Source organism: Brachybacterium sp. HMSC06H03, assembly GCF_001807385.1.
Taxonomy (GTDB): Bacteria; Actinomycetota; Actinomycetes; order Actinomycetales; family Dermabacteraceae; genus Brachybacterium; species Brachybacterium conglomeratum.
Genome location: NZ_KV788768.1, coordinates 1 through 10,667, shown reverse-complemented (window position 1 = coordinate 10,667; position 10,667 = coordinate 1). Strand labels below are relative to the sequence as shown.

9 protein-coding genes and 1 pseudogene are annotated in these 10,667 nt (G+C 73.7%); 8 read left to right on the top strand and 2 right to left on the bottom strand.

Going from position 1 to position 10,667, the window contains the following annotated elements:
• On the top strand, positions 1–841 hold an 841-nt coding region (locus HMPREF3159_RS17835), incomplete at its 5' end, for an HNH endonuclease signature motif containing protein (RefSeq protein ID WP_246821557.1).
• On the opposite strand, the gene HMPREF3159_RS07735 is transcribed toward HMPREF3159_RS17835, so the two are convergent.
• On the bottom strand, positions 792–1,412 hold the full coding sequence (locus HMPREF3159_RS07735; RefSeq protein ID WP_070500510.1) for an isochorismatase family protein: 621 nt from the start codon (positions 1,410–1,412) through the stop codon (positions 792–794). The genes HMPREF3159_RS17835 and HMPREF3159_RS07735 overlap by 50 nt on opposite strands.
• Positions 1,413–1,483: 71 nt before the next feature.
• Between HMPREF3159_RS07735 and HMPREF3159_RS07730 the strand changes: the two genes are divergently transcribed.
• Positions 1,484–3,541, top strand: coding sequence for an NADPH-dependent 2,4-dienoyl-CoA reductase (locus tag HMPREF3159_RS07730; RefSeq protein ID WP_070500509.1), 2,058 nt, complete (start codon positions 1,484–1,486; stop codon positions 3,539–3,541).
• A 32-nt stretch (positions 3,542–3,573) separates the two neighbouring features.
• The gene (locus tag HMPREF3159_RS07725; RefSeq protein ID WP_070500508.1) at positions 3,574–4,050 is read left to right on the top strand and encodes a nucleoside deaminase; all 477 of its coding nucleotides are present in this window, start codon (positions 3,574–3,576) and stop codon (positions 4,048–4,050) included.
• Here HMPREF3159_RS07725 and HMPREF3159_RS07720 read toward each other — a convergent pair.
• On the bottom strand, positions 4,044–5,918 hold the full coding sequence (locus tag HMPREF3159_RS07720; RefSeq protein ID WP_070500507.1) for a penicillin-binding transpeptidase domain-containing protein: 1,875 nt from the start codon (positions 5,916–5,918) through the stop codon (positions 4,044–4,046). The two genes, HMPREF3159_RS07725 and HMPREF3159_RS07720, sit on opposite strands and share 7 nt — an antisense overlap.
• Positions 5,919–5,947: 29 nt before the next feature.
• Between HMPREF3159_RS07720 and HMPREF3159_RS07715 the strand changes: the two genes are divergently transcribed.
• The 5 genes and pseudogenes from HMPREF3159_RS07715 to HMPREF3159_RS07695 form a co-directional block, all read left to right on the top strand.
• Positions 5,948–6,859: a PfkB family carbohydrate kinase gene (locus HMPREF3159_RS07715; RefSeq protein WP_070500506.1), complete on the top strand. Its 912-nt coding sequence runs from the start codon at positions 5,948–5,950 to the stop codon at positions 6,857–6,859.
• 37 nt (positions 6,860–6,896) lie between these two features.
• Positions 6,897–7,385 carry a glutathione peroxidase gene (locus HMPREF3159_RS07710; RefSeq protein ID WP_070500505.1) on the top strand — a complete coding sequence of 163 codons (489 nt, stop codon included), beginning with the start codon at positions 6,897–6,899 and terminating at the stop codon, positions 7,383–7,385.
• A gap of 46 nt (positions 7,386–7,431) precedes the next feature.
• Positions 7,432–8,577 carry an SPFH domain-containing protein gene (locus HMPREF3159_RS07705; protein WP_062948445.1) on the top strand — a complete coding sequence of 382 codons (1,146 nt, stop codon included), beginning with the start codon at positions 7,432–7,434 and terminating at the stop codon, positions 8,575–8,577.
• Between the two features lie 93 nt (positions 8,578–8,670).
• Entirely contained in the window at positions 8,671–9,729 is a 1,059-nt protein-coding gene (locus HMPREF3159_RS07700) for a hypothetical protein (protein ID WP_070500504.1), read from the top strand.
• Positions 9,730–9,753: 24 nt separating this feature from the next.
• Positions 9,754–10,667, top strand: a pseudogene (locus HMPREF3159_RS07695) (PD-(D/E)XK nuclease family protein); the annotation flags it as partial.

The following is a 10,667-nucleotide window of genomic DNA, read 5'->3' as shown; positions in this document are numbered from 1 at the left end:
CTTCGACATCGACGGCGACCTCGCCGAGCGCGGCGCACCGCTCTCGCTGCGCACTCTGCGCTACGCGCTCCTCGCCCACACCGTGCTGGACACCGACCCGGTGCAGGAGACGGCCTCGCCGTACAAGCTCCTGGTGACGGTGCCGGTGATGACGCTGCTCGGGCGGGACGACGCCCCGGCCATGCTCGAGGGGACCACCCCGATCCCCGCAGAGCTCGCCCGGGCCCTCGCGGCCGGGGAAAGCGTCTGGACCCGGATCCTCACCGATGCGGCACGCGGCACGCATCTTCCCGTGCTGCCCGACACCTACCGGCCCAGCGCTGCGATGCGGCTGCAGCTCCGATTGCGCCACCCGGTCTGCGCGGCACCCGGCTGCACTCGCCCCACCGCGACCGCCGCGGAGGACGACCACATCCTCGAGTACGACCACGAGCACCCGGAGCGCGGCGGCCCGACCTCCCTGGCGAACCTCCATCGACTGTGCTGGCAACACCACCGGATGAAGACCGCCGGCCTGATCGACCCGACCCGTGAGCCGGTCGACGACAGCGCGCCCACCCGGCCGCTCACCACGCACTGGACCCTGGGCGAGGATCTGCGCACCACCACCGAGGAGGCCACCGACCTGCTCACCCCGCACACGGTCAGGCTCCTCGAGCATGCCGCGGCCGAGCACGAGCGCCTCGCCGCCGAGGCCCGCAGCCTCCACGCCGAGGAACTGGCCCGACCCCGCGCGGAACGCGTCGCCGAGGACCGGCGGGCCGCTCTCGCGAAGGCCGCCGGCCGGAAGGTCATCCCTCCCGGGAGCCCGCCGCCGGATCTCGGCGATCCTCCGTTCTGACCACCTCGACACCCGCCGCGGCCAGCTCCTCCTCGAGCTCCGCGACGCCCGAGGGATGCACGGCGGCCGTCATCTCCCGCAGCACCCGCACCGACGCGCCGGCCTCGCGGGAGCCGAGGGCCGTGGCGCGCACGCAGAAGTCGTAGGCGAGGCCCACCACGTCGATCGCGCAGCCGGGGACCAGCGCCTGCACCGACTCGCCGGTGCCGACCACGGTCCCCTCGAGCACGCTGTACGACGGGACGCCGTGCCCCTTGTGCACGACCTCCACCCGGTCCTCCACCGCTGCGATCGCCGGATGCAGCGCCGCGCCCTCCGTGTCCGCGACGCAGTGCACGGGCCAGGTGTCCACGAAGTCCGGCGCCACCGGCGGCACCGCGAAGTGCCCGCCGTTGTCGGTGTCCCCGCGGTGCCAGTCCTGGCTGGCGAGGATCCGGTCGTAGTCCCCGCTCCGGGTGCGGAGGTACGAGGCGATCCGCTCCGCGACCGCGCCGCCGCCGTCGACGCCGAGCGCACCGCCCTCGCAGAAGTCGTTCTGAACATCGACGATGATCAGCAGACGCGTCGTCATCGAGGGCTCCTCGCAGCAGTGTGGGACCGGTCCGTTCCAGCGTACGCGGGCGAGCTGGCAGAATCGCAGGCATGTCCTCCCCTCAGCACTCCGCCGCAGCGTCGCGGTACCGATCCCTGCTCTCCCCGCTCGACCTCGGCCCCTTCGAGGTCCGCAACCGGATCGTGATGGGGTCGATGCACACGGGACTCGAGGACGACCCGTCGGACGCGAAGAAGCTCGCCGCCTATCTCGGCGAGCGCGCCCGCGGCGGCGCGGGGCTGATCGTCACCGGCGGCTTCTCCCCCGACCGCAGCGGCCGACTCACCCCGCGCGGCTCCCAGGCCGACGCCCGCACCCTGCGCGCCCACGAGCTGATCACCCGCGAGGTCCACGAGGCCGACGGACGGATCGTCCTGCAGCTCCTCCACGCCGGCCGCTACGCCTTCCACCCGCTGTCCGCCTCCCCGAGCGGCGGGAAGTCGCCGCTGTCCCCGTTCCGCAGCCGTCGCCTCACCCGCAGCGGGGTGCAGCGCACCATCGATCACTTCGCCGAGGCGGCCCGTCGCGCCGTCGACGCCGGCTACGACGGCGTCGAGATCATGGGCAGCGAGGGCTATCTGCTCAACCAGTTCCTCGCCCCGGCCACGAACCATCGCCGGGACCGCTGGGGCCGCACCTCCGAGGGCCGGCGCGCGGTGCCGCTCGCGATCGCCGCCGCGGTCCGGGACGCGATCGGGAACGACGCACTGCTGAGCTACCGCATCTCCCTGCTGGACCTGGTGCCCGAGGGGCAGACCTGGACCGAGACCACCGCGCTCGCGCAATCCCTGGTCCGCGCCGGTGTGGACGTGCTCTCCACGGGGATCGGCTGGCACGAGGCCCGGGTGCCCACCATCGTCACCTCCGTGCCGCGCGCCGCCTTCGCCGAGCAGACCCAGCACCTGCGCGAGCTGGTCGGCGTCCCCGTGGTCTCCTCGAACCGCATCCACGACCCGGACGTCGCCGAGCAGGTGCTCGCCTCCGGGCAGGCGGACCTGATCTCGATGGCGCGCCCGCTGCTGGCCGATCCGCAGCTGCCGAACAAGCTCGCGGACGGCCGCGCCGGACAGGTCGTCGCCTGCATCTCCTGCAACCAAGCCTGCCTGGACAAGGTGTTCGACGGGAAGCGGGCGAGCTGCCTGGTGAACCCGCGCGCCGCCCACGAGACCGAGCTGGTGCTGACGCCGGTGATCGAGCGCCGCATCCGGAAGGTCGCCGTCGTCGGCGCGGGCCCGGCGGGGCTCGAGGCGGCGCTGGCCGCCGCCGAGCGCGGCCACATCGTCACCCTCTACGAGGCGACGGACGAGATCGGCGGGCAGCTGCGGCTCGCGGCACGGATCCCCGGCAAGGAGGACTACGCGCAGGCGCTGCAGTCCTGGCGGATGCGGCTGGCCGCGGCGGGCGTCGGGATCCGGCTCGGGATGCGGCCGACGGCGACCGAGCTGCAGGGCTTCCACGACGTCATCGTCGCCACCGGCGTCGCGCCGCGGGAGATCTCGCTGGAAAGGAGCGGCGGGCCGGAAGTGATCAGCTACGCCGATCTGCTCGAGGGCCGTGCCGAGGCCGGCGAGAAGGTCGCGATCATCGGCGCGGGCGGGATCGGCGTGGACGTCGCCGAGTTCCTCACGGCGCCGCGCCCCTCCCCCACCCTGGACGTCGCGCGCTGGCGGGAGCACTGGGGCGTGGTCGACGCCGACTCGACGCGCGGCGGCGTGATCACCCGTCCGCGCGAGGAGGCGCGGCGCGAGGTCCACCTGCTGCAGCGCAAGGAGACGCGGATCGGCGCCGGGCTCGGCCGGACGACGGGGTGGGTGCACCGGGCGGAGCTGCGCCATGCCGGCGTGATCCAGCACCGCGGCGTGACCTACGAGAGGATCGACGAGGCGGGACTGCACATCACCGAGGACGGCGAGGCGCGGGTGCTCGACGTGGACACGGTCGTGGTGTGCGCCGGACAGGTCAGCGTGAACGCGCTGGCCGACGAGGTGATCGCCGAGCGGCGCGGCCGGGCGCCGCGGGTGCACGTGATCGGCGGGGCCGACGTCGCCGCGGAGCTCGACGCGGAGCGGGCGATCCGCCAGGCCGTGGAGGTCGCGGCGGGGCTGTAGTCTCGGTGGTCCCGGCCCCGAGGAGGCCCGCGATGGACCATCACGATCCCACCGAGACCCTGCAGCGCACGATCGCCCTGGCCACCGCCAACGTCGCCGACGGCGGCGGTCCGTTCGGCGCCGTGGTGCGCCTGCCGGGCGGGGAGCTGGTCGAGGGCGTGAACCGGGTGACCGCCTCGAACGATCCCACCGCCCACGCCGAGGTCGCCGCGATCCGGGAGGCCTGTGCACGCAGCGGATCGCCGGAGCTGCGCGGCGCGGTGCTGTACTCGAGCTGCGAGCCGTGCCCGATGTGCCTGGCCGCGGCGCTCTGGGCGCGGCTGGACCTCGTGGTGTTCGCCGCAGGCCGCGGGGACGCCGCGCGGGCCGGCTTCGACGACTCCGCCTTCTACGACTACTTCGCCCGGCCGGGCCGCCACGCCGTGCTCCCCGTCGAGCAGCACCGGCACGCGGACGCGGTCGCCCCGTTCGACGCGTGGCTCGCCCACGAGGGGCGCACCGCCTACTGACCCGCGATCACCTCGCGGGCGATCGGGCCGGCGGTGACGGAGCCGTAGCTGCCGTCCTCGACGAAGGCGGCGACGACCAGGTCGCCCTGGGCGACGATCACCCAGGAGTGCAGGGCGAGCTCGCCCTCCTCGTTCGTGTACTCGGCGGTGCCGGTCTTGCCGATCACCGGCTCCCCGGGCAGGTCCGCGAAGTCGTCGAGGCTGCCGTCGGTGACCACGCCGCGCAGCATCTCCTGCATCTGCGCGGCCTCGTCCTCGGTGAGGGGGGTCGGGACCTCGGGGGCGGCCTGGTCCTCGTCGGCGAGGATGCGCGGGGTGACCGTGGAGCCGTTCTGCACCGAGGCGAGCACGGTCGCCATGGCGAGCGGGGAGGTGAGCACGCGACCCTGGCCCATCATCGCCGCGGCGTGCTCGACGCCTTCGTCGTCCGGGTCGATCGAGCCCATGAAGGCGTCGAGCCCGGCCGGGGCCTCCTGGCCGATGCCGAGGGTGGTCGCGGCGTCGGCGAGCTCGGCCTGAGAGACGGTCTCGTGCTGCAGCAGCAGTGCGGTGTTGCAGGAGTGCGCGATCACCGAGCGCAGCGGCATCGTGCCGAACAGGGAGGGGTCCATCGAGTCGGCGTTCTTGAAGGAGCGTCCGGCGACCGAGGCGGTCTCGGGGCACTGGAGCTCGGTGTCGGGCGTGACGCCGGCGCGCAGCAGCGACAGCGCGGTGACGGTCTTGAAGGTCGAGCCGGGCGCGTACTGGCCTACGAGGCCGACGGGATAGGACTGGCCGGTCGGGCCGAGCGCCGCGGCGAGCACGTCGCCGGTGGAGGCGCTGAGCGCGATGACGGCCGACGGGGAGTCCTCGTCGGCGATCGCGGCGGTGGCGCGGCGCTGCAGGTCGTCGTCCAGGGTGGTGCGCACCGTGGTGCCGGCGACGGGATCGACCTCGTGGAGCGGGCGCTCCTGCTCGCCGCCGGTGGCGACGATCTCGAGGCCGGAGGTGCCGAGGATCGCGTCCTGCTCCGCGGCGAGGACGCCGCCGCTCGCGACCTGGTCGCCGGCCTGGATCTCGCCGCCGGACTTCTCGACGTCCTCCGCGGTCGCCTCGCGCAGGGAGCCGAGCACGCCGGGGGCGTAGTCCCGCTCGACGGCGAGGGGGCGCTGCTCCTCGAGGGCGTGGAAGCCGGGGACCTGCCGGGCCTTGGCGAGGTCGTACTCCCCCTCGTCGCTGACGCGGATGGTCAGGGCGGGGACGAAGGCCTCCTCGCCGGCGCCTGCGACGCTCTCGGCGTAGCGGTCCGCGTCGGTGCCGAGCGCGGCGGCGAGGTCGCGGGCGGAGGAGTCGAGCTGGTCGGCGGAGAGCTGGGACGTGTCCAGGCCGAGGACCTTCACGTCGCGGGGGCCGTAGAGCTGGGTGCCGTCGCGGTCGGTGATGGTGCCGAGCTCGGGGTCGACGGCGTGCACGGCGAGCGTCTCGCCGTCCTCGAGCTCGGGGCCGAGAGCCGCGGGGGTGAGCCGCGGCGCCCAGCCGTCCTCACCCTTCGTCAGGGTGGCGGTGGTGGTGTACTCCCAGGTCCCGGCGTCGTCCGGGAGGGTCCAGATCCAGTCGTAGGTAGCGGTGCGGCTGCCGTCCTGGGCCTCGCCGGCATCGGCGAGGGTGACCTCGGGGGTCGCTCCCGCGTCGCGGAGGGCGCCGAGCACCTCGGCATCGAGGTCGGAGCCGCCCTCGGCGAGGGTGCCGGCCAGCTGCTCGGCGGCGTCCGTGCCGTCGTCGGCGGTGGAGCGCCAGAAGGCGACGCCGCCGAGCACGAGGGCGATGACCGCCAGCGCGGCGATCACGATGATGACGGGGGTGCGGCGGCGGGCGGAAGCGGGGGCCATCGGGCCATGCTCCCACCTACACTCGGGCCATGTCCCGTGTGCTCCACACCGCCCAGGCCCTCGTCGACGTGATCCTGGAGGTCGACGCGCTGCCCGCGCGCGGCGGGAACACCAACGCCCGCACCGAGCGCCGCTACGCCGGCGGGGCCGTGACCACGCTGCTCGCCGCGGCGCGCACCGGGGCGGAGGCCGTCCACGGGGGCGCGCATGGCACCGGCCCGAACGGGGACCTGATCCGGGAGGTGCTGGGGGCCGACGGGGTCGCGGTCTCGGACATCCCGCGCGAGGACGCCGACACCGGGTACTGCGTGGTGCTTCTGGAGCCGTCGGCCGAGCGGACCTTCCTCACCGTGTACGGGGCGGAGCGGCAGGTGACCGCGGAGTCGTTCGCGCGGCTGGCGCCCCGGCCCGGGGACCTCGTGTGCGTCTCCGGATACAGCCTGTTCGAACCGACCCGGGAACCGCTGCTGGAGTTCCTCGAGGGGCTCGAGGAGGGCGTCGACGTGGTGCTGGACCCGGGCGACCCCTTCGCCTCCTTCCCCCGCGCGCTGCAGGACCGGATGCTCGCCCTCACCACGGTGTGGACCTCCAATGCGGACGAGGCGCGGGCGCTGACCGACCTCGACCACCTCGAGGACACGCCGCAGGCGATCCGGCGGCGGCTGCGGCCGGGCGCCGTCATCGTGGTGCGCGACGGGGAGCGGGGCTGCCACGTCTTCCATCACGGGCGCGGCACCGAGATCCCCGCCTTCCCGCAGACGCCGGTGGACACCAACGGCGCCGGCGACACCCACACCGGGGTGCTGCTCGCGGAGCGCGCGCTCGGCGCGGACTGGGAGTCCGCGGCGACCCGTGCCAACGCCGCCGCGGCGATCGCGGTGACGCGGCGCGGGCCGCAGAGCGCCCCCTCGCGGGCGGAGGTGGACGAGTTCCTCTCCTGACCTACGATGGCGTAAGGACGGCCACGGGAAGGAGATCATGGACGACCGCACCTTCCACGACTTCTCGGCGACGAGCATCGACGGCGAGCAGGTGGACCTCGGCGAGTTCCGCGGCGGCCCCGTGCTGGTGGTCAACACCGCCACCCAGTGCGCCTTCACCCCGCAGCTGCGGGGCCTGCAGGAGCTGCACGAGCGCTTCTCGCCGCACGGCTTCAGCGTGCTGGGGTTCCCCTCGGACCAGTTCCACCAGGACCCCGGCAGCAACGAGGACACCCGGGAGACCTGCACCTCCCAGTTCTCGGTGACCTTCCCGCTGTTCGCGAAGACCGACGTGAACGGGCCCGACGCCCCGCCGATGTGGCGCTGGCTGTGCGCGCAGAGACCGGGGGTGATGGGCGGGAGGATCGCCTGGAACTTCACCAAGTTCCTCGTCTCCGCCGACGGGCACGTGGTGCGCCGCTTCGCCCCGCCGGTGCCGCCCGTCCGCATCGCCCGCAGGATCGAGGCGGAGCTGTCCCTCCGGTGAGTTGGTAGCGTGTCTCACACGTTCCTCCCACTCGAAAGGGGTCCCTGTGGAAGGCCTCGTCATCACCATCGTCGTGCTCGTCGTGATTCTCGTCGTGCTCGCGATCCTCGCCGCGCTGCTGTTCGGCGGCCTGCGCACCTCTCTGATGTTCACGGTGCACACGCAGGAGGCGATCATCGTCGAGCGCTTCGGCAAGTTCCGCCGCGTCGCGCACGCCGGTCTGAACTTCAAGACGCCGTTCATCGACAGCACCACCAAGCCGGTCTCGCTGCGCGTCCAGCAGCTCGAGGTCAACATCGAGTCCAAGACCAAGGACAACGTCTTCGTGACGGTGCCCGTCGCGGTGCAGTACCGCATCCGCGAGGAGCAGGTCGTGGACGCGTACTACAAGCTGTCCAACCCCGAGGCGCAGATCCGCTCCTACGTCTTCGACACCGTCCGCTCCGCGCTGTCGGGCCTCGAGCTGGACGCGGCCTTCGAGTCGAAGGACGACATCGCCCGCAGCGTCGAGAACACCCTCTCGACCCGGATGCAGGAGTTCGGCTTCAACATCATCAACACCCTGGTCCAGGACATCTCCCCGGACTCGCGGGTGCGCGACTCGATGAACTCCATCAACGCCGCCCAGCGCGACCGGGTCGCCGCCCAGTCCCTCGCCGAGGCGGACAAGATCAAGCGCGTCACCCAGGCGGAGGCCGAGGCCGAGTCCAAGCGCCTCCAGGGCGAGGGCGTCGCCGCGCAGCGCAAGGCGATCGCGCTGGGCATCGCGGAGCAGTACGAGATGCTGCGCAAGGTCGGCATCGAGAACTCCGCCGAGCAGCTGCTGCTGATGACGCAGTACTTCGACACCATGCAGGACGTGGCCCGCAACGGTCGCTCCAACGTGCTCTACCTGCCCAGCAACCCCGGCTCCGTCGGCTCCATGGGCGAGGAGATCCGCTCGGCGATGCTGCAGTCGCAGGCCGCGGCCGAGGCGAGCCAGAATGCTGATGCCGCTGATTCCGTTCAGCGCCAGCGCGCCTCCGCCGAGCAGCAGCGCCAGCGCGAGGAGGCCCGCGCCCAGCGGGCCCGCCAGGAGGCCGAGCAGAAGGCGCGCGAGGCGCAGCGGCAGGCCCAGCAGCAGGTGCCGGACGGCTACCCCGGCGGCGACGTGCCGCCGTGGGCGCACCCCGGCAGCGCGAACCAGGGCTGATCGCAGGAGCGACGGCGACATCCGCCCAAGGTCGTAGCGGAGTCGAGACCGCCGGGTGATCAGCGCAGCCGCTCGCGATGATGGGCTGGGCGCATGGCCAGAACCGATGACCACGCGCCCGCCCCCGCCGACTACTCCACCGAGAAGCGCCTCGCCCGCACCGCCGGGGTGACGCTCGCGTGGTGGGCGCACGGCGGGGTGCGGCTCGCCCTCGCGCTGGTGCTGATGTACTACGGCGCCGCGAAGCTCGTGTTCGGCCAGTTCGGGTTCTCCGATGCGGGAGACGCCCTGATCGCCCACGGGGAGATGAGCCCGATGGGGCTGCTGTGGCGGATGGTCGCCTTCTCCCCCGTCTTCCAGTTCCTCTCCGGCCTCGCCGAGTTCGGCGCCGGTCTCGCGCTGCTGTGGCGGCGCACGGTCGTGCTCGGCGCGCTGATCGGTGCGGCCTCGATGAGCTTCGTGCTGGTGCTGAACATCGGCTACGACGTGATGGTCAAGACCCCGTCGGCCGTGTACATCGCGATGTCGCTGGTGGTGCTGATCCCGTGGGTGCCGCGGCTGTGGCGCGCGGTGCTGGGGCGCGGGGAGATCGGTGAGGCGCCGCGGCCGCGGCTGGTCCCGTGGCGGCCGGCGGAGCGTGTCGGGGCCGTTGCCGGGCCGATCGCCGCCGCGGTGATCGCGGGTCTGGTGCTGTGGGGCGTGACGACGATGTACCCGCCGCGGAGCGTGGACGAGTCGGTGCCGGCCGGGGTGTGGGCCGTCGCCGAGGACACCGCTCAGCCTGCCGCGCAGCTCTCCGAGGACGCGCGCTGGAGCCGTCTCGCTCTCGGCTCGATCTCCTACGGCGGGGCCGCGCAGGCGCAGCTGCGCACGGCCGACGGGACGCTGCGCGCCGGCTCCTGGACCCGCGGCGAGGACGGCACGATCGAGCTGAGGCTGAAGGACCTGCGCGAGGAGGGACAGCCCGTGCAGGAGTACCTCGAGGACGAGGGCGAGACGCTCACCCTGACCGTCCAGGAGCAGGCCGACGAGACGCTGCACGTCACCGGCGAGGGGCAGGATCTCGTGCTCGCCCCGGACGAGTCCGGAGAGGTGCTGTACGAGCGGGGGTTCTCCTGGGGGATCAGGCCGGACGATCCGTTCAATCGCTGAGCGTCGGCCGCCTACAGTGGCTCCATGCGTATCGAGTTCGGCTGGTCCCTGGACGGTGCGGCCTGGGCCGACGGCGGCGGGGCCGCGGGCATCGCGCGGCTCGGCCCGCGGGGCCTGGTGCAGCTGCTGCAGGGACGGCTCGGGCTGACGCGGCCCGCGGTCGAGTCGGCGGTGCGGGTGGCGCAGTACCTGCGGCTGCTCGAGGAGCACCCCCAGCCGTGGCCCGCGCGATCCTTCGCGGTGGATCCGTGGAGCACCGCCGCGCAGCTGCTGCGCTGGCGGGATGCCGCGATCGAGACGGGCTGGCGGCCGGATCGGAGTGCGGGTCCGCTGCCGGAGCGGCTCGCGACGGTGCGGGAGCTGGAGCGGGTCGCGGAGGTCGGGGTGACCGGGACGCTCGCCCCGTCGGGCGCCGACGACCTGGCCGAGGTCATCGAGCTGCTCGAGGAGGCAGGCGGCGCCTGGCCGCTCGGGATCGAGGAGATCGCCCTCGCGGAGGAGCCGGAGGCGCTGCCGGGGATGTGGCCCCGACTGCTGGGGCTGCTGGAGGCGGCGGGGGTGCGGCTCAGGGCGCCTGCACGCGCCGGCGGCGGCTCGCCGGAGCTGACGGTGCTCGAGGCGCTGGACGAGTGGACCGCGGCCGACGCCGCCGCCCGGTTCCTCGCCGCGGACCCCGCTGCGGCGGTGCTCGCCTCGGCGGACACCGACGTGCTGGACCGTGCGCTGCACCGGCGGGGCATGCCAGCGATCGGCGCCGTCGGACCCTCCCGCGACCGGGCCCACCACCAGGTGCTCGGCCTGTTCCTGGACGTCGCGACCGCGCCTGTGGACGTGCACCAGCTCGCGGCGCTGCTGGACCTGCGGGTGCTGCCCGGCGCCGAGGCGGAGGCGGAGCCCGTCGGGCTCGTGCCCGCCCTCGCCCGGCGCGAGCTGCTGCG

What these genes read in the sequence shown, in the direction of transcription:
- HMPREF3159_RS07735 (WP_070500510.1), bottom strand. Translation starts at nt 1,412, where the DNA reads ATGACGACGCGTCTGCTGATCATCGTCGATGTTCAGAACGACTTCTGC.
- HMPREF3159_RS07730 (WP_070500509.1), top strand. Translation starts at nt 1,484, where the DNA reads ATGTCCTCCCCTCAGCACTCCGCCGCAGCGTCGCGGTACCGATCCCTG.
- HMPREF3159_RS07725 (WP_070500508.1), top strand. Translation starts at nt 3,574, where the DNA reads ATGGACCATCACGATCCCACCGAGACCCTGCAGCGCACGATCGCCCTG.
- HMPREF3159_RS07720 (WP_070500507.1), bottom strand. Translation starts at nt 5,918, where the DNA reads ATGGCCCCCGCTTCCGCCCGCCGCCGCACCCCCGTCATCATCGTGATC.
- HMPREF3159_RS07715 (WP_070500506.1), top strand. Translation starts at nt 5,948, where the DNA reads ATGTCCCGTGTGCTCCACACCGCCCAGGCCCTCGTCGACGTGATCCTG.
- HMPREF3159_RS07710 (WP_070500505.1), top strand. Translation starts at nt 6,897, where the DNA reads ATGGACGACCGCACCTTCCACGACTTCTCGGCGACGAGCATCGACGGC.
- HMPREF3159_RS07700 (WP_070500504.1), top strand. Translation starts at nt 8,671, where the DNA reads ATGGCCAGAACCGATGACCACGCGCCCGCCCCCGCCGACTACTCCACC.